The sequence below is a fragment of the Rhodobacteraceae bacterium LMO-JJ12 genome, assembly GCA_021555075.1.
In the GTDB taxonomy this organism is placed as follows: domain Bacteria; phylum Pseudomonadota; class Alphaproteobacteria; order Rhodobacterales; family Rhodobacteraceae; genus JAKGBX01.
This window is the reverse complement of sequence record JAKGBX010000003.1, coordinates 490,486-512,197: the sequence shown is the minus strand read 5'-3', so window position 1 is coordinate 512,197 and position 21,712 is coordinate 490,486. Positions and strand designations below refer to the sequence as shown.

Annotated in this window: 18 protein-coding genes; 8 read left to right on the top strand and 10 right to left on the bottom strand. The window is 59.9% G+C overall.

The window, feature by feature from the left end:
• Nucleotides 1-21: 21 nt before the first annotated feature.
• Nucleotides 22-1,401, top strand: coding sequence for an MmgE/PrpD family protein (locus LZG00_18685; GenBank protein ID MCF3596012.1), 1,380 nt, complete (start codon nucleotides 22-24; stop codon nucleotides 1,399-1,401).
• 80 nt (nucleotides 1,402-1,481) lie between these two features.
• On the opposite strand, the gene LZG00_18680 is transcribed toward LZG00_18685, so the two are convergent.
• Nucleotides 1,482-2,150, bottom strand: a complete 669-nt coding sequence (locus LZG00_18680) for an HAD-IA family hydrolase (GenBank protein ID MCF3596011.1) — start codon at nucleotides 2,148-2,150, stop codon at nucleotides 1,482-1,484.
• 138 nt (nucleotides 2,151-2,288) lie between these two features.
• Between LZG00_18680 and glmU the strand changes: the two genes are divergently transcribed.
• On the top strand, nucleotides 2,289-3,656 hold the full coding sequence (glmU, locus tag LZG00_18675; GenBank protein ID MCF3596010.1) for a bifunctional UDP-N-acetylglucosamine diphosphorylase/glucosamine-1-phosphate N-acetyltransferase GlmU: 1,368 nt from the start codon (nucleotides 2,289-2,291) through the stop codon (nucleotides 3,654-3,656).
• Between the two features lie 51 nt (nucleotides 3,657-3,707).
• Complete coding sequence (locus LZG00_18670; protein MCF3596009.1) at nucleotides 3,708-4,400, top strand: DNA alkylation repair protein; 693 nt, start codon at nucleotides 3,708-3,710, stop codon at nucleotides 4,398-4,400.
• Nucleotides 4,401-4,550: 150 nt separating this feature from the next.
• Here the strand turns inward: LZG00_18670 and LZG00_18665 are convergent, their stop codons facing one another.
• Entirely contained in the window at nucleotides 4,551-5,045 is a 495-nt protein-coding gene (locus LZG00_18665; GenBank protein MCF3596008.1) for a hypothetical protein, read from the bottom strand.
• 86 nt (nucleotides 5,046-5,131) lie between these two features.
• On the opposite strand from LZG00_18665, the gene moaA reads away from it, so the two are divergent.
• Nucleotides 5,132-6,136 (top strand): GTP 3',8-cyclase MoaA, encoded by a 1,005-nt coding sequence (moaA, locus tag LZG00_18660; GenBank protein MCF3596007.1) that lies wholly within the window; start codon nucleotides 5,132-5,134, stop codon nucleotides 6,134-6,136.
• Between the two features lie 41 nt (nucleotides 6,137-6,177).
• On the opposite strand, the gene LZG00_18655 is transcribed toward moaA, so the two are convergent.
• The 3 genes from LZG00_18655 to LZG00_18645 all read right to left on the bottom strand — a co-directional run bounded on the left by LZG00_18655 (nucleotide 6,178) and on the right by LZG00_18645 (nucleotide 10,512).
• Nucleotides 6,178-7,341, bottom strand: coding sequence for a M20 family metallopeptidase (locus LZG00_18655; protein MCF3596006.1), 1,164 nt, complete (start codon nucleotides 7,339-7,341; stop codon nucleotides 6,178-6,180).
• Nucleotides 7,342-7,522: 181 nt separating this feature from the next.
• The gene (gene argE / locus LZG00_18650; protein ID MCF3596005.1) at nucleotides 7,523-8,689 is read right to left on the bottom strand and encodes an acetylornithine deacetylase; all 1,167 of its coding nucleotides are present in this window, start codon (nucleotides 8,687-8,689) and stop codon (nucleotides 7,523-7,525) included.
• A 2-nt stretch (nucleotides 8,690-8,691) separates the two neighbouring features.
• Nucleotides 8,692-10,512, bottom strand: a complete 1,821-nt coding sequence (locus LZG00_18645; GenBank protein MCF3596004.1) for an ABC transporter ATP-binding protein — start codon at nucleotides 10,510-10,512, stop codon at nucleotides 8,692-8,694.
• A 285-nt stretch (nucleotides 10,513-10,797) separates the two neighbouring features.
• Here LZG00_18645 and LZG00_18640 point away from each other — a divergent pair, with 285 nt between their 5' ends.
• The 3 genes from LZG00_18640 (at nucleotide 10,798) to LZG00_18630 (ending at nucleotide 14,561) form a co-directional block, all read left to right on the top strand.
• On the top strand, nucleotides 10,798-12,501 hold the full coding sequence (locus tag LZG00_18640; GenBank protein MCF3596003.1) for a peptide ABC transporter substrate-binding protein: 1,704 nt from the start codon (nucleotides 10,798-10,800) through the stop codon (nucleotides 12,499-12,501).
• Between the two features lie 88 nt (nucleotides 12,502-12,589).
• On the top strand, nucleotides 12,590-13,597 hold the full coding sequence (locus tag LZG00_18635) for an ABC transporter permease (protein ID MCF3596002.1): 1,008 nt from the start codon (nucleotides 12,590-12,592) through the stop codon (nucleotides 13,595-13,597).
• Nucleotides 13,590-14,561 (top strand): ABC transporter permease, encoded by a 972-nt coding sequence (locus tag LZG00_18630; GenBank protein ID MCF3596001.1) that lies wholly within the window; start codon nucleotides 13,590-13,592, stop codon nucleotides 14,559-14,561. Before LZG00_18635 ends, LZG00_18630 begins: the two co-directional genes overlap by 8 nt.
• Before the next feature lie 40 nt (nucleotides 14,562-14,601).
• Here LZG00_18630 and LZG00_18625 read toward each other — a convergent pair whose 3' ends face one another.
• From LZG00_18625 to LZG00_18605, 5 genes are all read right to left on the bottom strand, one after another.
• A complete protein-coding gene (locus LZG00_18625) occupies nucleotides 14,602-15,870 on the bottom strand; it encodes a DUF3422 domain-containing protein (GenBank protein MCF3596000.1) in 1,269 nt (422 codons plus the stop codon).
• Between the two features lie 127 nt (nucleotides 15,871-15,997).
• Nucleotides 15,998-16,756 carry an enoyl-CoA hydratase gene (locus LZG00_18620; protein MCF3595999.1) on the bottom strand — a complete coding sequence of 253 codons (759 nt, stop codon included), beginning with the start codon at nucleotides 16,754-16,756 and terminating at the stop codon, nucleotides 15,998-16,000.
• 234 nt (nucleotides 16,757-16,990) lie between these two features.
• Nucleotides 16,991-18,424, bottom strand: a complete 1,434-nt coding sequence (locus tag LZG00_18615; protein MCF3595998.1) for an NAD(P)(+) transhydrogenase (Re/Si-specific) subunit beta — start codon at nucleotides 18,422-18,424, stop codon at nucleotides 16,991-16,993.
• 13 nt (nucleotides 18,425-18,437) lie between these two features.
• On the bottom strand, nucleotides 18,438-20,009 hold the full coding sequence (locus LZG00_18610) for a Re/Si-specific NAD(P)(+) transhydrogenase subunit alpha (GenBank protein ID MCF3595997.1): 1,572 nt from the start codon (nucleotides 20,007-20,009) through the stop codon (nucleotides 18,438-18,440).
• A gap of 191 nt (nucleotides 20,010-20,200) precedes the next feature.
• On the bottom strand, nucleotides 20,201-20,653 hold the full coding sequence (locus LZG00_18605) for an isoprenylcysteine carboxylmethyltransferase family protein (protein ID MCF3595996.1): 453 nt from the start codon (nucleotides 20,651-20,653) through the stop codon (nucleotides 20,201-20,203).
• A 281-nt stretch (nucleotides 20,654-20,934) separates the two neighbouring features.
• Between LZG00_18605 and LZG00_18600 the strand changes: the two genes are divergently transcribed.
• Nucleotides 20,935-21,687, top strand: coding sequence for an SDR family NAD(P)-dependent oxidoreductase (locus LZG00_18600; GenBank protein MCF3595995.1), 753 nt, complete (start codon nucleotides 20,935-20,937; stop codon nucleotides 21,685-21,687).
• Nucleotides 21,688-21,712: the final 25 nt, after the last annotated feature.

The window sequence follows — 21,712 nt, the reverse complement described above, 5'->3', positions numbered from 1 at the left end:
GCCGCCCAATCGCGCGCGTCAATGTCGCTCCCCACCCCACCGAATGACGCAAATGACAAAGGCACACGCCCCCGCACGGCCCAAACTGATCCCATGGACAACCCCGATCCCATCACCTTCATCCACACCCTGCAATGGCACGCCCTGCCGCCCCGCGCGCAATTGATGGCCCGCCTCTCGCTGCTTGATCTGATCGCCGTCGCCGCCGCCGCCCAAACCACCCGCGTGTCGCAGATAATCGCCGATCACGCCGCAACCCAGTTCGCAGGCTCCCACCCCATGCTGTTTGACGCGCGCACCGCCTCGCCCACCGGCGTCGCCCTCGCCGCTGGCATGCGCATCGACAGCCTTGATGGCCATGATGGCTTTAATCCGGCCAAGGGCCATATCGGTTGCCCTCTGCTCCCCGCGCTCCTCGCCCTTGCGCCCGAAAGCCTTGCGGGCAGCGAATTTCTCGCCACCCTCGCTATGGGATATGAGTTTGGCGCGCGCGCTTCGGTCGCCCAACACGCCACGACGCTTGAGTATCACACCTCCGGCTCATGGGGCGCTGTCACCGCCGCCGCCGCTGGCGCACGCCTTCTCAAACTCGATCATGAAACAACCCGCCACGCCCTCGGTATCGCCGAATACCACGGGCCCCGCAGCCAGATGATGCGCTGCATTGATCATCCCACAATGGTCAAAGACGGCTCTGGCTGGGGCGCGATGGCAGGCACCTCCGCCGCGCTGCTGGCCCGCTCCGGCTTCACCGGTGCGCCCTCAATCATCACTGAAAAATCCCCCGAGCACTGGGCCGACCTTGGCCAGACCTGGCAGGTCGCCGCGCAATATTACAAACCCTGGCCGGTCTGCCGCTGGGCCCAGGGCCCGGTCGAAGGCATCCTCGCCCTCAAAAAGGCCCACAACCTCGCCGCCGCCGATGTCGCCAAAATCGAGATTGAAACCTTCCACGAAGCCGTCCGCCTCGCCATGGCAGAGCCCAAACTCACAGACGAGGCACAATATTCCACATCCTTCCCCTGCGCCCTCGCCCTTGTGCACGGCGATATCCGCCCCGAACACCTGGCCGACGATGCCCTCAAAGACCCGGAAACCCTGCGCCTCTCGCGCGCCACAAAACTGCGCGAACACGACCACGCCAACACCCGTTTCCCGCATCAGCGTTTCGCGCGCACCACCCTCACCCTCACCAATGGCACAAGGTTCCAAACCGACTGGATAGAACCCCGCTGGGGCCCCAAAAACCCACCCACCGAATCCGATCTTCGCGCCAAATACCGCGCCTACGCCACGCCCATCCTCGGCCCCACCCGAACAGCCCAGATCGAAGACACCATCAACACACTCGAAACCCGCCCCTTTACCGACCTCGCAGCCCTGCTCATGGCCCCCGCCTGACGCGCCCGCCCCTTCATCTTGCCGAAAATATCCCGGGGTCCGGGGCAGCGCCCCGGTTCTTCGCGCCACTCACACCGCCATCAAACATCCGCCAAAAGGCGCGTCACCATCTCCGGCAAATCCTCGAACCGCTCAAGCAGCCCTTCTGGGTTAAGCGCCACCATATCCTCACCCGACGGCCCAAAGGTCACCAACACCGATGGCACTCCCGCCGCCGCCGCCGTATTGCGGTCGGTATCACTGTCGCCCACCAACAGGCACAGTGCCGGATCGCCCCCCGCGCGCCGCGCCGCTTCAAACAACGGCTCGGGATCCGGCTTGCGCACCGCCAGCGTATCGGCCCCAACTAGCGAGGCAAAAGCGTCACGAATACCCAAACTCACCAGCAACTGCTCGGCCAGCGCCTCGGGCTTGTTGGTGCAAATCCCCACGCCAAACCCCGCGCGCCCCAAAGCCTCCACAGCCTCCATCGCACCGGGATACAGCACCGTATGGCGGTCAATCCCTTGCGCATAAGCATCCAGCAAGAACGGATACCACCGCTCAATCGCGTCCTCCTCCACGTTGCCCAGCCGCGTCATCCCCAGCCGCAACATCGCCTTGCCGCCGCGCAGCGCCGTGCCCGCATCGCGCCCCATATCCAGCACATCGCCCGCGCCCATCTCGCGAAAACACGCATTCGCCGCCGCAATCAAATCGCCGCTGGTATCCGCCAACGTCCCGTCGAGATCGAAAATAACCGTTTTCATCTTTGCCCTTTCCGGCGCTCATTCTGGCGCATACCCACCCCACAAGTCACACAGGCCCGCCCTAAACAGTCACGCCCCTTGCCTCGCCCTGCCAACCGGATAAAACGGGGCACAGTCAAAATAACAAGAGAAACCTTGATGAGCACCGCATTGATCATCCTCGCCGCCGGACAAGGCACGCGAATGAACTCCGATCTTCCGAAGGTGCTGCATCAGATTGCAGGCGCCCCGCTTCTGGTCCACGCCATGAAATCAGGCGCGGGCTTTAGCCCCGAACGCACTGTTATCGTCGCCGGTCACGGCGCTGATGCGGTCACCGCCGCCGCCCGCGATTATGACGACACCGCCGAAGTGGTTCTTCAAGCCGAGCAAAACGGCACAGGCCACGCGGTCCAGATGGCGCAAGCCGCGCTCAAAGGCTTCACCGGCGATGTCATCGTGCTCTATGGCGACACCCCCTTTATTCGCCCTGAAACGCTCGAAACCATGGCCGAGGCACGCGCCACCCATGACGTCGTCGTGCTCGGCTTTACCGCTGCCGATCCGGGCCGCTATGGCCGCTTGGTGATGTCTGGCGATACCCTTGAAAAGATCGTCGAATTCAAGGATGCGTCACCCGAAGAACGCGCCATAAACCTATGTAACTCTGGCGTAATCATGGCCAACGCCGAAACGCTCTTCTCCCTTCTCTCTGACGTCACAAACGACAACGCCAGCGAAGAATACTACCTCACCGATATCGTCGGCCTCGCCAACGCGCGCGGCCTCTGTGCCACCGCTGTTACCTGTGACGAGGCCGAAACCATGGGCGTTAACTCCCGTGCCCAACTGGCCGAAGCCGAGGCCGCCTTCCAAGCGCGCGCCCGCGCCGAAGCGCTGGAAAACGGCGTCACGCTACACGCCCCCGAAACGGTCTTTTTTGCCCATGACACCATCATCGGGCGCGACACAATTGTTGAGCCAAACGTGGTCTTCGGCCCTGACGTGACCATCGAATCCGGCGCTCACATTCGCGCATTTTCGCATCTCGAAGGCTGCCACGTTTCGCGCGGCGCCATCGTCGGCCCCTACGCACGCCTGCGCCCCGGCGCTGAACTGGCCGAAGATGTGCATGTCGGCAATTTTGTCGAGATCAAGAACGCCACCCTCGAAGCGGGTGCCAAGGCCAATCACCTTAGCTATATCGGCGACGCCAGCGTCGGCGAAGGCACAAATATCGGCGCGGGCACCATCACCTGCAACTATGACGGCGTGATGAAACATCGCACGACTATCGGCGCGCGCGCCTTCATCGGCTCCAACACCATGTTCGTCGCCCCGGTCAGCGTGGGCGACGAGGCCATGACAGCCACCGCCACAACCGTCACCCAAAACGTGCCTGCGGGCGCTCTGGCCATCGGTCGCGCCGTGCAGGAAAACAAACCCGGCATGGCCCAAAAGCTGATGCAAGCCCTGCGCGCCAAGAAGGCCAAGCGCGACGCAGAGCCTGACGAAAACACGCCCTGATCGCGCGCCGCGCCACCTGCTCAACTCAGCCCAAACCATGACGGGGAACGAATGACCGATCTCTCGCTTGATGACGCCCTTGCCGCCCTCAAAACCCTCATAGAACCGGGCCGCGCGGAAGGTCAGGCAAAATATCACAAACAAAGCCGCGGGGTGTTGGGTATCCCCAACCCCGCCCTCAACGATCTGACCAAAGAATGGCGTCAGAGCCTCAGTGTCGAAAACCGCGTCACCCTCGCCGACCAACTCTGGCAGACCGATATATTCGAGGCGCGGCTCAGTGCTGCCAAACTGCTCACCCAATCGCGCATCCGCCCAGACGAAGCCGCGTGGGAGCTGATCCAATCCTGGGTTCCCGACTTTGATAGCTGGGCAATCGCAGATCACGCCTGCATGGCCGGTCAAAAGCGCCTTACCGCCGATCCCTCGCGTATCGACACTGTCGAGACCTGGACCACTTCGGATCACTTGTGGACCCGGCGCGCCGCGCTGGTCATCACCCTGCCCTGGACCAAACAGAACCATCCCAAACCCGATGATCTCGCCATCCGCGACCGCGTGCTCGGCTGGGCCGCCACTTATGTCGATGACCATGCATGGTTCATCCAGAAAGCCGTGGCATGGTGGCTGCGCGAGCTCTCAAAACACGACTCCGCCCGCACCATCGCATTCCTCGCCACCTATGGTGAGCGGATGAAGCCTTTCGCGCGCAAGGAAGCCGCGCGTCTCCTTCCCAAAGGTTAAAGCACTGTCGCGTCTCCGCGCGCCGCATTAACCCATTTCCTAACAAACCCTTTCGCATCCCCCGGCAGCCGGGCAGCAGCCACAAGTCAGACGCGAGTCACCCCCCCAAAGCCGGGGCAGCCCCGCAGTTAACCACACGGGGCGCTGCCTTCATTCGGAATAAACTTCTACTTCCGGCAGATCGGTCAACGGCGCCTCGATCGCGCGCAGCGCGGCCAGCGACATGCGGCTTCCACCCGTGGCCTCCCCCTCAATCGGGATAAGATCAAGCTGCACCGCCTTGCCATTCGCCGGATAGACCACACGCCCCTTGGAAGGCGTTGAAACCAAAGGCGTTTTAATCCAGATTCCCGGATCGGTCGGATCGCCAAGAGACGCCACCGTACGCCCCAAAAGCTTGCCCTTGCCGCTTTTTTGCGACTCCTCGGCGGCCTTCTTGGCGGCCGTTTTTTCCGCCGCAGAGGTCGTATCAAACTGATCCACGGTGCGCGCCGACGCGGGTGGCCTCATTGCGGCTCCACCCTCGGGGCGCGCCATCGGTCGAACCTGCCCTGATTCTGGCGTATCCATTTGATTTTGCGGCGAAAGCTGCGCACAGCCCACCACAAGAAAACCCGCAAGGAAAGCACTGATTATATGTTTCATGCCTTTACCCTATGCGCATCTGTGTCGCGCATCAATCTCTCCTGATCGCCCTTGCGCAGCCCTCCGCCCAGGCCTACCGTCGGCGTATGACAACGCCCCTGATTGACCCGTTTCAACGCCCGATCTCGTATCTTCGCCTGTCCGTGACAGACCGTTGCGATTTCCGTTGTACCTATTGCATGTCCGAAAACATGACCTTCCTGCCCAAGCGCGACCTGCTGACGCTGGAAGAGCTTGACCGGATCAGCACGGCGTTCATCCGCCTTGGGGTCGAAAAACTGCGCATCACCGGCGGTGAGCCTTTGGTGCGCCGCGATATCCTGACCTATTTCCGCGCCATGTCGCGCCACCTTGACTCCGGCGCTCTGAGAGAGCTGACGCTGACCACCAATGGCTCGCAATTACACCGCTTTGCCAAAGACTTGGCCGATGCGGGTGTGCGCCGCGTGAACATCTCGCTCGACACGCTCGATCCCAAGAAATTCGCCCAGATCACCCGCTGGGGCAAACTCGACAATGTCATTCGCGGTATCGACGCCGCACAAGAGGCAGGCTTGCGCGTCAAGATCAACGCCGTCGCGCTCAAGGGCTTTAATGAGAGCGAGTTGATTTCGCTGACCGAATGGTGCGCCTCGCGCGACATGGATCTCACCTGGATCGAGGTCATGCCGATGGGCGATATCGGCAACGAAGACCGGCTCGACCAATATTGGCCGCTCAAAGATCTGCGCGCCACGCTGGCGAATCACTACACCCTCCAAGACCTCGCCGAGAGCACGGGCGGCCCTGCCCGCTACGTTAAGATCGAGGAAACCGGCCAGAAGATAGGCTTCATCACGCCGCTGACGCATAATTTCTGCGAAAGCTGCAACCGCGTCCGCCTCACCTGCACCGGTGAGCTTTTCATGTGTCTTGGTCAAGAAGACCGGGCCGACCTGCGCGCGCCCTTGCGTGCCTCAACCGAAGATGCCGTTCTCGAAGATGCAATCCGCGCCGCCATCGCCCTCAAACCCAAGGGCCATGATTTCGACTATTCCCGCCAAGACGTGGCGGGAAGAATGACCCGCCACATGAGCCACACTGGCGGTTGACCAAAGGGCGGGCAAACTGCCCCCCCTTTTCTTTCAATCACTTACGCTGCAGGCATCCGCTTTTCGACAACCTCTGCGAACCACGAGCATCCCGCCGGAATCGCCTCATCGTTGAAGTTGTATTCCGGGTGATGCACCATCGCCGTATCGCCATTACCCATCAGGATGTAGGCCCCTGGCCGCTCTTCCAGCATAAAGGCGAAATCTTCGCCCCCCATGATCAATGGCGCCTCATCACACCCGCCAGAAACTGACTTGGCCACCTCAACGGCAAATTCCGTCTGTTCGCTGTGGTTCGCCATCACCGGATAGCCTCGATGATAATCAACCACAACGGTTCCTCCGAAGGTCGCCGCAACCCCCTGACAAATCTCATTTATCCGTTTTTCGGCCAGATCACGAACCGCACCGCTCAGGGTCCGCACAGTCCCCTTGAGATGCACCTTTTGCGGGATAACATTATACGCCTGAGACGAGGTCTCAAACGACGTGACCGAAACAACAATCTGTTCAACCGGGTCCGCGCTGCGACTGGCAATCGTCTGCAGCGCCAACACGGCCTGCGACGCCATCACAGTGGTGTCTATGGTCTCATTTGGCTTGGCGGCATGACCGCCCTTGCCCTCAAAATGGATGTCGAATTGATCTGCTGCTGCAAAAAACGCGCCCTCGCGGATTGAGAATGCACCCACCGGCATACCGGGCCAATTGTGCATCCCATAGACTTCGTGAATGCCGAATTGCTTCATCATTCCGTCGTCACACATTTCCTTGCCACCGCCGCCGCCTTCTTCCGCCGGCTGAAAGATCACGATCGCTGTGCCGTCAAAATTCCGCGTCTCTGCCAGATACTTGGCCGCCCCCAACAACATCGCGGTATGACCATCGTGGCCACAGGCATGCATCGCCCCCGGCGTCTTGCTGGCATAGTCTACTCCGGTCTGCTCATGAATAGGCAGCGCGTCCATATCCGCGCGCAAGCCCACAACCTTACCAGACTTATTCGTTGCGCCCTTGATCACCCCGACAACCCCGGTACGCCCAATGCCCGTCACCACCTCGTCACAGCCAAATTCCCGAAGCTTTTCAGCAACCAAGGCGCTGGTGCGATGCGTCTCAAACAGGATCTCGGGATTCTCGTGAATATCGCGCCGCCATGCAGTGATCTCGTCGTGCAACTCGGCCAAACGGTTTTTAACAGCCATAGTATGTCCTCTCGCTCAAGGGTTTCACGTGACGGTTTCCGCGTTCCGCCATAGGCCGGATCATGCAGAGCGACGCCATTTCCAAGTGCCACCAAACAGCGAAGCGCCCGGGCGTGCAACCCGCATTTCATCAAATGCCCAGCCCCAGAAAGCGCTGAGAGCAGTGCGCCCAATTATTCGCCTAACCTTCTCTAAGCCGCTCCAGCAAGCGCTGCATAAAGCGATGCCCGGCGTCGAATTGCGCGATGCTGATGAATTCGTCGGGCTGATGCGCCTGCTCAATATTGCCCGGCCCACAGATCACAGCGGAATAGCCCGCCTCCTGAAACTGCCCGGCCTCGGTGCCATAGCTGACGACGTGGCTGGCGTTGTCGCCGGTAATCGCGCGCACCAAGGCCTCGGCCTCGCCGTTTTCCTCGGGTTTCAGCCCCGGAACACTGAACAGGTCTTCTACCTCGATTTTTGCTTGCGGATGCACCGCCTGCATCTCGGCTTCGATCCGGCGCACCTCAGTCAAATAACGCGCGCGCCACATCTCGGCGCTTTCGCTCGGAACCATTCGGAATCCCATGACAAATTCGCACATCTTGGCGGTGATGTTGTTGGCCGTTCCACCATGCACTGTGCCGACATGGGCATTCGTCCAGGGTGGCTCGAACATTGCCGCCATCGCATCAGGCTTGGCCGCACGGTTCTCCGCGTTCACTCGGTTGCCCCAGTCAATCAGACGCGCGGCCTCCATCACGGCGCTCACCCCGGTATGGGCAAGGCTCGAATGAACCTCGAACCCGAACACACGTGTGGTCAGCCCGATTCCGCCCTTGTGGCCGGTCACCGCCTGCATCGTCGACGGTTCCCCCACGATCACGGCACTGGCGCGCGGCACGCGGCCTTGCATGGCTTCAATCATCGGCGGCGCACCGGTACAGCCAACCTCTTCATCATAACTCAGCGCGATTTGAAGCGGGCGCTTGATGTCCCCATGCTGCGCCTCAACAAGCGTCCACAGCGCCAGCGCATCGAACCCCTTCATGTCACAGGTGCCGCGCCCGAAATATTTGCCATCCCGCTCGACCACCTTAAAGGGGTCATCGGCCCAGGGTTGACCATCCACCGGCACAACATCGGTATGCCCCGAGAGAATCACCCCGCCATCCACCTCTGGTCCGACATGGGCGAAAAGCGCGGCCTGCTGGTTATCTTCCCGGTAATGTCTGTGGCATTTAATGCCGTGGCTGCTCAGATAATCCTCCACCCAATCCACCAGCGGCAAATTGCTGTCGCGCGAGACAGTCGGGAAAGACACCAGCTTCGTCATCAACTCCAATGGAGACAATCGTTTGGTCACACTCAATACCCGCTATCAGTTGTTAAAATGAAATGGCCCGGTGTGACCTCTCGGTAAGCCGACGCCTCTGGAACATAATCCGCCGAATGAATTGGAGACGGTATCGGTTTGAAATTCAAGTCTTTTTCCGACTTTCTCTTGTTCGGATCCGCAATCGGAACAGCCTTCATAAGTGCCTGCGTATAAGGGTGCTGCGGATCTTCGAAAACCGCGCGTCGCGGCCCAATTTCCACAATCCGCCCGAGATACATCACCCCCACGTCATGAGACACCCGCTCTACAACGGCCATGTCATGGCTGATAAAAAGATAGCTCAGCCCCAACTCTGCCTGCAATTCCATCATCAGGTTCAGGACCTGCGCCTGCACACTCACATCCAGCGCCGAAACCGCCTCATCCGCCACGATCAGCTTGGGGTTCAATGCCAGCGCCCGCGCAATCGCCACCCTTTGACGCTGCCCCCCCGAAAGCTCATGTGGAAAGCGCCGCAGGAATGAGCGCGGCAATTCCACCCGATCAAACAATTTGGTGACCCGTTCCGACAATTCCTTTGACGAAGTGATACCGAAATTGCGCAATGGCTCGGCCACCTGATCCATCAACTGCATCTGCGGGTTAAGGCTGGCAAACGGGTCTTGAAACACCATCTGCATATCGGCCCGCGCGCGCCGCAATTCCTGGTGGTCCAACGACATGATATCCACACCATCCAGGGTCACATGCCCTGACACCGGCTCGACCAGCCGCATCAGCGAACGGCCAACCGTAGATTTTCCACAGCCCGATTCCCCGACAAGACCCAGCGTCCTGCCCTTCTTGAGCGTGAAGGAAATATCCTCGACGGCATGCACATTCGCCACCGTGCGGCGGAGAAATCCGCCCTGCACCGGAAAGCGCGTGACCAGGTTCCTGACCTCCAGAAGGGTCTCTTCGCTGCCGGGAATCGGCTCACTCAGATGTCCTTCCACCCCCAAGAGCTTCATCGGCGCAGGCAGATCGGTTCCCGCCATCTCGCCCAGCCGCGGCACCGCCGAAAGAAGCGCCTTGGTATACTCATGCTGCGGGTTGGCGAAGATCTCCTGCACCGTCCCTTCTTCGACTTTCCTGCCGCGAAACATCACCACCACGCGGTCGGCCATCTGCGCCACCACCGCCATGTCATGCGTGATGAACATCACCGCCGTGCCGGTCTCGCGTTTCAGCCGGTCGATCAGCGCCAAAATCTCGGCCTGAATCGTCACATCCAGAGCGGTTGTCGGTTCATCCGCGATCAGCAGACGCGGCTCACAGGCCAACGCCATGGCGATCACCACCCGCTGACGCATACCGCCGGAAAGTTCGTGGGGATATTGGTTCAGCCGCCGCTCTGCCTCGGGAATGCGCACCTGCCTGAGCAGTTCCAGCGCGCGCGCCTCCGCCTGCTTTTTCGTCATGCCCAAATGTAGCCGCAGCCCCTCGGTCAATTGGCGACCGACAGTAAAGACCGGGTTCAAAGCCGTCATCGGCTCCTGAAAGATCATCCCGATTTCGTTGCCGCGAATCGTGCGCATCAGGCCCTGCTCGGTCTTGGCCAAGTCGATCTCATCGCCCCCGCCGCGATCAAACAACAGCTTCCCACCCGTAACTTCGCCGCCGCCATATTCCACTAGTCGCATCAGAGACAACGACGAAACCGACTTGCCAGAACCCGACTCGCCCACGACACAAACGGTTTCACCGGGGTTGATCGTAAACGACACATCCTCGACCCCGACGACCGGGCCATCTTTGGTCTGAAACTCGACACGCAGGTTTTCGATTCTCGCAATTGGCTGGTCGAGCATGCTTTCCCCCGGAACAACAGTAGGTAAGGTCAGACGCTAACGACAGCGGCCCGGAACTGTCAATTGAATGGTCGAGGTGTAAAAATTCCACATTCCTCGAAGGCAAAGCTTGCATTTTTTTTCCACTCGGACTGTGATGTTACGCAATCACTGGGGGGTCACAGTGGCCGGTTTCGCGTTCGACAACTCGGGCGCATGCGTTTTCCGAATATTGCAGGCCCCTCCCATGCCGTTTGGCATGGCAATAATGCAGGGCACAAAGCCCTGTCCAACAAGGAGCGAAAAATGAAGACGAAAACCCTGCTACTCGGCGCTGCCGCCTCGTTCGTTATGGCCCCGGCGGCCATGGCCGAGCGTGGCTCAGACGGACAAGTCAATGTCATCTACTGGCAAGCCCCATCGATCATGAACCCATATCTTTCCAGCGGAACCAAGGACATAGAAGCCGCAAGCCTGACAATTGAACCCCTCGGTCGCTATGATCAAGACGGCGCACTTGTTCCCTATCTGGCCGAGGAAATCCCGACCGTTGAAAACGGCGGTGTCAGCGAAGACCTGACGATGATCACGTGGAAACTGAAGCCCGGCCTCAAGTGGTCCGACGGTTCGCCCGTCACATCGGCAGACGTGAAATTCACCGGCGATTACTGCATGCACCCCGAAGGTGGCTGTGCCCAACTGGCGAAATTCGAAGGTGTCACCAACATCGAGGCGATCGATGATTTGACCGTCAAAGTGACTTTCGCCGAACCCAAGCCCAACCCCTATGGGCCATTCATGGGCGCGCAATCGCCTATTATTCAGGCAGCACAATTCGCCGATTGCCTCGGCTCCAAAGCCCCGGAATGCACCTCGGCCAACTTTAGCCCCATCGGCACCGGCCCGTTTGTCGTGGACGAGTTCAAGCCAAATGACGTGATTACCATGTCGGCTAACCCGAACTATCGCGATCCGGCCAAACCAGCCTTTGCCACACTGACCCTGAAAGGCGGCGGCGATGCCACGGCGGCGGGTCGTGCCGTTCTGGAAACCGGTGAATTCGACTATGCGTGGAACTTGCAACTCGCACCCGATGTTATCGCCAAGATGGCCGAAGGCGGCAAGGGCAAGACCGTGGCGGCCTTTGGTTCGCTGGTCGAGCGGATCGAAATGAACATGACCGATCCGTCGCCCGACCTTCCCGAAGGTGAGCGTGCGACTGCCAAACACCCCCACCCGATCCTCAGCGACATTCGTGTGCGCAAGGCGCTGTCAATGGCGATCGACCGTGATCTTCTGGTCGAAGTGGGCTATGGTCAGGCGGGACGCGCAACCTGTAATCTGGTGCCCGCACCGGCAATCTATGCCTCCGACAACACCGACTGCTTGACCCAGGACATCGAAGGCGCAAAGGCGCTTCTCGAAGAAGCGGGTTGGACCGACAGCGATGGCGATGGTGTCCGCGACAAGGACGGCAAAAAGCTCGCCCTGCTCTATCAAACCTCGACCAACGCCGTGCGTCAGGATTTTCAGGCCCTGATCAAGCAGTGGTGGCAAGAAATCGGTGTCGAAACCGAACTGCGTAATATCAACGCTTCAGTGTTCTTCGGTGGTGACCCGGGCTCGCCCGACACCTTCCAGAAGTTCTATGCCGACGTCGAAATGTATGCCAATAACTTCGATGGCACAGACCCGGAAAGCTATCTGTCTCAGCATACCTGCGACAAAGCCCCCAAGCCAGAAGCGCAATGGCAGGGCGAGAACATCAACCGTTTCTGCGATCCGGCCTATGATGAAATGGTCGCCGAACTCGGCCGCACCGGCTCGCTGGAAGAGCGTGGCAGAATCGCGCGTAAACTCAACGAGATGCTGACCAAAGACAGCTACGTCGTTGTGCCGCTGGTTGATCGTGGCCGTGTATCGGCCCATTCCAACTCGCTGGGTGGTGTTGTTCTCAACACATGGGACAGCGAATTGTGGAACGTTGCCGATTGGTATCGTGTCAAGTAAGCCACTACGGCGCAGCCCCGGACAGCTTCCGGGGCTGCGCCGCTTTCGGCCATAAACGCCCAAGAACCTTAATCAAAGGCGCCGCCATATGCTGACCTTCACGATCCGCCGGCTGGTTCTTGCCGTGCCGACGCTTCTATTTATCTCTCTGGTCATATTCCTTCTGCTGCAGCTCGCCCCCGGCGATCCGATGGCTCAGGTGCCGCTCACCGTGCCGCCGGAAGTGAAGCAGAAAATGCGCGAAGCGCTTGGCCTCGGGCAACCGATCCACATCCAATACCTCAAATGGCTGCAACAATTCTTCTGGGTCGAGCCACAGGTCTTCGTCGACTACCTGTTCGGCACTGATTTCTCTGAAGGCAAACTGCGCGCGATTTCCTGGCAAACCCGTTCGCCGGTGATGGACATCGTGGTTCAGCGCCTGCCCCAGACCCTCACCGTGGTCGGCCTCTCCTATATCGTCGGCATCCTGATCGCCATTCCGATCGGCATTTATTCCGCCTATCGCCAATATTCCGTGTTCGACCAGATGGGCACGTTCATCACTATGGTCGGCTTCTCCATCCCGCCGTTCTTCACCGGTCCCCTCCTGATCGTGGTGTTTTCCGTCGGCCTCGGCTGGTTTCCCTCGATTTATGACACCACCCACCGGGTGACAGATTGGGACAGCTTCCTTTACCAGGTGCGCCAGATGATCATGCCGGTGATGGTGCTGGCACTACAGACGACGGCGCAGATTTCGCGCTTCATGCGCGCCGCGATGCTCGACAACCTCAATCAGGATTACGTGCGCACCGCGCGGGCCAAAGGGCTTTCCGAGGCGGTCGTGGTCATGGTCCACGTCCTGCGCAATTCGATGATCCCGGTGGTCACCGTCATTGCGCTCGGCGTGCCCGGCATCTTCGGCGGCGCCATCATCACCGAGGTGGTGTTCAAGGTGAACGGCATCGGCGCTTATCTCATTGACGCGCTCTTTGCCAACGATCTGCCCACCGTACTGACGATCTCGTTCATCTTCGCCATCCTGATCGTGCTGTTCAACCTGATCGCCGATGTTCTCTACGGTGTGCTCGACCCGAGGATCCGCTATGACTAATCCGTCAAACGCTCCCTTGAACGCGCTGCAAGAGCCAGAAATCACCCGCCCGCCGCGCTCGCGCTGGCGCGATGTCTGGGATCAGTTCAGCCATCACAAGGGCGCTTTGATGGGCGGAGGCTTTCTGATCTTCATCACCCTCGGCGTGCTCTTTGGTGATCTGATCTGGCAGCTCGACCCGAAAAAGCTCGACATCCGCAACAAGGATATCCGCCCGATCGTCACCGCGATTTGGGACTCCTCGGCCAAGGTCAGCTGGGCGCACCCCCTCGGATCAGACAACCTCGGGCGTGATCATCTGGCCCAGATCATCGCGGGCGGACGCACTTCGATGGCAGTGGGCTGGGCCGCAATGATCCTGACAATGCTCATCGGCACCTCGATCGGGGTGCTGTCGGGCTATTTCAAACGCCTCGACGGCATCCTCATGCGCTTCACCGACTTGGTGCTTTCCCTTCCGATCCTGCCACTATTGCTGGTCGCCGTGACGCTGTTCCGCCAACCACTGCGCGCCAATTTCGGCCCTGAAACCGGCATGTTCATCCTCATCGTCGGGGTCATCGGCGTCACTTCCTGGATGCAGACCGCCCGCATCGTGCGCGGCGAAATCCTGGCCCTCAAGGAACGCGAATTCGTTCTCGCTGCCCGCGCCGCCGGCACCACCTCGCGCGGCATCATCCTGCGCCACCTTCTGCCCAACGTGCTCTCACCGATCATGGTTTCTGCCACGCTTGGTCTTGCCACCGCCATCATCACCGAAAGCGCTCTGTCCTTCCTCGGCGTCGGTTTCCCGTCCGACTTCCCCACTTGGGGCAAGATGCTGGCCGATGCCGTGCCGAGGATGCAGGAATTCCCCGAACGCGTGATGCTGCCCGGCATCGCGATCTCCTTGACGGTGCTGTCGGTGAATTATCTCGGTGACGGCCTGCGCGACGCACTCGATCCTCGCATCCGGGGGCGCTGATATGGGGTGGGCAATCTGCCCACCTTCTTTCTTTACACCTTCAATGCTTCTTGCGAATGCTGCGCACCACCCACCACACGATCAACAGCACCACGGGTGTCGCCGCTGCCGTCAGCATGGTCTTGTCGATCCCGGCGGCCTTGGCCAACGGATAAAACCCATAGCTCACAAGATTGATCGCGTAGTATGAGATCGCCACCACCGACAACCCCTCGACCGTGCGTTGCAACCTGAGTTGCAAATCGGCCCGCCGGTCCATGCTTTCCAACAGCGCCTGATTCTGCGCGCTACGCTCCACATCCACCCGCGTACGCAACAAGTCACCCGCCCGCACGGCGCGCTTTCCCATTTCCTTCAACCGCGCCTCGGTGGCGCGCACCGTGCGCACCGCCGGATCAAAGCGACGCGTCATGAATTCGGCAAAGGTCTGGCGCCCTTCAAATCTCGTCTCGCGCAACACCCTGACCCGCTCATGCACCAGCGTCTCATAGGCTGCCGTAGCGCTGAACCGAAACGAAGTCTGCGCCGCGAGATGTTCCAACTCACCGGAACTGCGCAACAACTGATCCAGCGTTTCTGCAGCCGGGCGCGCGCCCCCGCCCATCTCCTCGACCAACCGGCTCAGACGGCCATCCAGCGCCGACAACTCAGGCGACAGCGCCCTTGCCCGCACGAACCCGAGCAGAGACAGCGCCTTGTAAATCTCGATCTCACAGAGCCGTTGGGCAATCCGCCCCACCCGGCGCGGCCCCACCCCCTCGCGCACGAAGATCGCAAAGCGCAGATGTCCCGCCGGATCAATCCTGAAATCCCCGGCAATTATCGCCGCATCATCCAGCACCTGGCTCGCCGCCACGCTCTCTGGCACGAACCAGTCGGCAATATCGCGCGCCATCTCGCTGTTGCTACCCATCCGCTCTATTCTCAATAACGCCGACGTCAGCCGCTGTCCTGGCAGCGCGGCCAGCCATTCTTCGGGGAATACCTCGTAATCCACCGCATCAAAGGCCTGCTGCCCCCGCCCCTCAAGAAAAACGGTATAGGTCACGACCTCGGTGTGGCTTTCCCATTTCAACAGATGTTCACCGATGCGCCCGAAATAATGCGTCGCATCCGGCGCCGGGTGTGGCGCCCCGTGCCGGTCCAGCAGATCAACAAGTTGCGCCCAATCCGCCGCACGATCTCGTCGCGCCGAATCCTCGCCCGCCTTGATCGCCAGAAACACGGCCCTGCTCGGCACCTCCAGCGCCATGAAAGGACGCGCGTGCATCTCCCCTGCCAACTCATACCTCAGCGGATGGTCATCCATGACGCGCTACCCCTGCTTGCTCTGATCCACGATATCCCCCACAGAGCGTCCCGCAATTGCCAAATTCGCGCAAGCAATAGAAAAGGCGCCTCAAAGGACGCCTCTCCAACACCAGACAGAGCCGCTTTCAGCCGTAATCAGGCAGCCGCTTTTGCGCCATCGCTGCCACGCTCTCGGCAAACTCCGGAGCCTGAAGCTGGGCGGCAAACAGCTTGCCTTCGGCCGCCATATGCGCCGCAACCGCCTCGCGCTGATGGCGTATCAACCCCTTGGAAAGCTGCAACGATTGCGGCGCCGAACGGGCCACACCAATGGCAATCTTGCGCACTTCGCCCTGCAAATCCGCATCCGGGAAAACCCGCGCCACAAGGCCAAACCGCTCTGCTTCCGCCGCGCTCAAAATCCGCCCGGCGAGCAATATATCATTGGCCACGGCCATTCCCACACTGGCTGGCAGCAGCATCGACGATGCGGCCTCCGGCACCAGCCCCAGCTTCACAAACGGCGCCCCAAGCGACGCGCTTTCCCCGGCATAGACCAGGTCGCAATGCAACAACAGCGTCAGCCCGATTCCGATCCCCGGCCCGTTCACCGCAGCGATCACAGGTTTGGGACAGCTGGAAAGCGCCCCCAGAAAACGCCACACCGGCGGCACCTTTTCCTCGCGATCACCCTTGGCAAAATCGCCGAGGTCATTGCCCGCTGTAAACATCTCGCCCGCCCCGGTGATCACCAGCGCACGATCCTCGTCACTGGCACCGTAGGCCTCCAGCGCATCAGCCATCGCGCCATACATCTCCTGCGTCAGCGCGTTCTTCTTGTCCTGCCGATCAATGGTCAGGGTCACAACCCGCTCTTCCCGGGAAATCTTGATATGCTCACTCATGTCGCGGTCCTTCCTGTCGGTTCGCGTCAGTCCTACCCATAGGCCGCTCCAAGTCAAAGACAACGTCACGGAAATCCACCGGCGCCCCGGCTTCCTCTGACCAAGGTCTCCGCCCGTTTCCAGGAAGCCTGTTCACTCCCCGCCGGAGGCTCCCACATTGCCCCCGCACCACCCCACTAAAAGAAAAGGCGCCCCGAAAGGCGCCTTTTCCAATCCTCACACGATACACAGGTATTAGTCGATCATGGTCAGCAGGGTATCAAGGCTGGCCTTCGCATCGCCATAGAACATCCGTGTATTCTCCTTGTAAAACAGCGGATTCTCGATCCCGGAATACCCTGTGCCTTGCCCGCGTTTTGAAACAAACACCTGCTTGGCCTTCCAGCATTCCAGAACTGGCATCCCGGCAATCGGGCTGTTGGGGTCTTCCTGCGCTGCCGGATTCACGATGTCGTTGGAGCCGATTACGATGGCCACATCGGTGTTGGGGAAATCATCGTTGATCTCGTCCATTTCCATAACGATATCATATGGCACCTTGGCCTCGGCCAAAAGCACGTTCATATGCCCCGGCAAACGCCCCGCGACCGGGTGAATGGCAAACCGCACGTTCTTGCCCTTGGCGCGTAACCGCCGGGTCAACTCGGCAACGTTTTGCTGTGCCTGCGCCACGGCCATGCCATAGCCCGGAATGATGATGACGCTGTCGGCCTCTTCCAAGGCCGCCGCAACACCATCCGCTTCAATCGCGATCTGCTCGCCTTCGACCTCCATCGCCGGGCCGGACGTGCCGCCAAAGCCGCCAAGGATCACGCTGATGAACGACCGATTCATCGCTTTGCACATGATGTAAGACAGGATTGCACCGCTCGAGCCGACCAGCGCGCCAACAACGATCAACAGATCATTGCCGAGGCTGAAACCAATCGCCGCCGCAGCCCAACCCGAATAGGAGTTCAGCATCGACACAACCACTGGCATGTCGGCCCCGCCGATCCCCATGATCAGATGATAGCCAATAAACAATGCCGCCAGCGTCATCACGAACAGCGGGAAGAACCCACCGGTGTTGAAATACCAGATCAGGCAGATCGCAGACAAAGCCGCCGCACCCGCATTCAGCATATGACCACCCGGCAGCTTGATCGCCGCCGTGTTCATCTTGCCCGCCAGCTTGCCATAAGCCACGATTGAGCCGGTAAACGTCACCGCCCCGATAAACACGCCAAGGAACAGCTCAACCCTCAGGATATTCTGCTCGACCCCGGTTTTATGAGCCAGCAGCGCTCGGAAACCTTCCAGCGTCTCGCGTTGTTCCGGTCCCATGGCCAGAACATTGCCCAACGCGATATGCGCGTTATAGCCGACAAAGACCGCTGCCAGACCAACCAGCGAATGCATCGCGGCGACAAGCTGCGGCATCTCGGTCATCTGGACCTTCTGCGCCACGTAGGTGCCAATGATACCGCCACCCGCAATCAACAAGAGCGACAAAAGCCACAGCCCCGAGCCGGGCCCAATCAACGTCGCCACCACGGCCAAGGCCATGCCGACAATGCCATACCATACAGCGCGTTTTGCGCTTTCCTGGCCGCTCAGGCCACCAAGCGAAAGGATGAAAAGAACAGCGGCAACCACATAGGCCGCAGTTGTGAAACCGAATTCCATTATCGCGGCCCCCTTAAGATTTCTGGAACATGGCAAGCATGCGCCGTGTGACGAGGAAACCGCCGAAAATGTTGATTCCGGCCATGAAGATCGAGAGCGCCGCCAGCAGAACCACCAGCCAGCTGCCCGATCCGATCTGCATCAACGCGCCCAGAATGATGATCGACGAAATTGCGTTCGTCACCGCCATCAAAGGTGTGTGCAGGCTGTGGCTGACGTTCCATATCACCTGGAAGCCAACAAACACTGACAGCACAAAGACGATAAAGTGCTGCATGAAGCTCGCCGGTGCATAAAGCCCGACCAGCAGGATCAACGCCGCACCAATGCCCAGCATGGTGACTTGCTGTTTGGTCTGCACCTTGAATGCTGCCGCTTCCGCCGCAAGCTTTTCTTCGCGCGTCGGCACTTTGACTTCCGTCTTGGGCTTCGCCGCAATCGCCTGAATTTTCGGCGGTGGTGGCGGGAAGGTGATTTCGCCATCAAAGGTCACCGTCGCGCCCCGGATCACATCGTCTTCCATGTTGTGATTGACCTTGCCGTCCTTCTCGGGCGTCAGGTCCGTCAGCATGTGGCGGATGTTGGTCGCATAGAGCGTCGAGGCCTGGCTCGCCATCCGGCTGGGGAAATCGGTATAACCGATGATGGTCACGCCATTGTCGGTCACGATCTTTTCGTCCGGCACGGTGCCTTCGGCGTTGCCGCCCTTCTCCGCCGCAAGGTCCACGATTACCGAACCGCGTTTCATCGACTTGATCATGTCCTCAAGCCAAAGCTTGGGCGCCTCGCGGTTCGGAATCAGCGCGGTGGTGATGACAATATCCATCTCCGGCGCCAATTCGCGGAACTTGGCAAGCTGTGCTTCGCGGAATTCCGGTGAAGAGACTGAAGCATAGCCACCCGTGGCTGCCCCGTCTTGCTGTTCTTCCTTGAAATCAAGATAGACGAACTCAGCGCCCATCGATTCCACCTGTTCGGCCACTTCCGGGCGCACATCGAACGCATAGACAATCGCGCCCAATGACACTGCCGCGCCAACCGCAGCAAGGCCCGCAACACCGGCGCCGACCACCAGAACCTTCGCCGGGGGCACCTTGCCCGCCGCCGTGATCTGTCCGGTAAAGAATCGGCCATAATTGTTGCCCGCCTCGATCACCGCGCGATAGCCCGCGATATTGGCCATCGAGGAAAGCGCGTCCATCTTCTGCGCGCGGCTGATGCGTGGCACCATTTCCATAGCGATCACATTTGCGCCCTTGGCCTTGGCAGCCGCCATGCCTTCTTCATTCCCGCCGGGATTGAAGAAGGAAATCAACGTCTTGCCCTTGGCAAGCCGTTTTAACTCGGTGGCGTTGGGCTGGCGCACCTTGGCGATGATATCGGCCTCTTTCCAAAGGCTCGCCGCGCTCTTGATCACCTTGACCCCGGCGTCCTTATAGGCCGCATCCTCAAACCCGGCCAAAGCGCCGGCACCTGACTCAATCAGACATTCATAGCCCAGCTTCTGCAATTGCAGCGCCGAGTCCGGAGTCATCGCAACCCGCGCTTCCCCCTCGAAGATTTCCTTTGGCGTTCCGATTTTCACTTTGTCACATCCCTTTCAACATAGTTTCCCCGCGCCTGTGAAAAGGCCCGGACAGATCGCGATCCGCATTGTTGGCCGTCTCTATGCCACATCCCGGCCCCATCTTCTATTCCCAGAATGTTGCAATTCACCAATTTACACGCAACGGAAATCATACCCGAGACATCAGCGCAGGCATGGCGCGCCAGAAATCAAACCCAACGCCGTGTCTTTTCACAATAGCGGGCGAAATCGGCCCGGAACTTGCGGCGCAGCCGGTCCTCTTCGGCAATGATAAAATGCCGCTCGATCCACCACAGGAAAATCGGCACCAGAGGCAGGGCCAAGACAGCATCCCATTTCAGGATCAACCCGGCCAGAATCAGGACATCGCCTAGGTAGATCGGGTTGCGCGTGCGCGAAAAAATACCGCTCTGCACCATCCGGTCGGCGTCGCGGTGCGGAACGATCGTTGTGTGATGACGCCTCATCTCATAAACCGCCAGCGCCATCAGAACCAGCCCGGCGCCAACCAGCAAACCGCCCAGCAAATCCGCCACCGGCCATACCCCAAAGCTCAGGCCAAAGGTAAACAACGACGATTGCACCCAGGCAATCGCAAGGAAAAGCACCAGCCAGACGGGTGGTATATCTATCCATTTCAACATCTTGCTCGGCCTTTCCAGTCCATCACAAACAGGGTCGCTGCGGCGTGCATCAGCACGCGCGTCGCTATGGCACGTCACAAGGCAAATGTCGATCTGACGGAACGGCATAGCTTGCGCGTCACGTCACTTGGGCTAATCTGCCTGCAATCCAAAGTGTTTCGAGAAAAACTTGAGTTGCGAGTTTTTCTCGAAACGATCACGACATTGAATAATTGCGCAGCGTTTCCACCTAACCCTGTGTCAGGTTTAAGTAGAAACGCTTTAGGGAGGAACCACCAATGATGCTTTCAGGAAAACACGCGCTAGTCACAGGCGGCGGCACCGGGATCGGCCTCGCCATCGCGCGCGCGCTGGCCTCCGAGGGCGCACAGGTTACCATTACCGGGCGGCGCCTTGATGTGCTCGAAGACGTGGCGGAGGCGGGCATGTTCCCCGCTGCAATGAACGTGGCCAACGAAGACCTGACCGCCGCTGTGATCGACAAGGCCGTCGCCGAGCGTGGCCCGATCCAGATCTGCGTCGCCAATGCCGGCATCGCCGAAGGGCGCAAACTGCACAAGACCGACACGGAAATGTGGCGCCGGATCATGGCGATCAATCTCGACGGCTGTTTCTTCACAATCCGCGAATCCCTGCGTTCAATGCTGACAACCGATTGGGGGCGGGTGATCGCTGTGTCCTCGATCGCCGGTCTGCGCGGCGCGCCCGGCGCGGGCGCCTACGCCGCCTCCAAACATGGCGTAATCGGCATGATCCGAAGCTTTTCCGAAGATTTCATGGGCGAGCCCTATACCTTTAATTCGATCTGCCCCGGCTATGTCGACACCCCGATCGTGACCCGCAACACCGATGCTATCGCCGCGCGCACCGGCGCGTCAGCCGACGAGGCACGCGACATCATGGTTCAGCAAAACCGCCACAAAAAGCTGATCACCCCGAAAGAGGTTGCCGCCGCCGCGCTCTGGCTGTGCAACCCTCTGTCGGAAAGCACCAATGGCACAGAAGTGCGCATCGCTGGCGGTCAGGTGTAGGATGTCCCAACCCGACAGAGGTGGC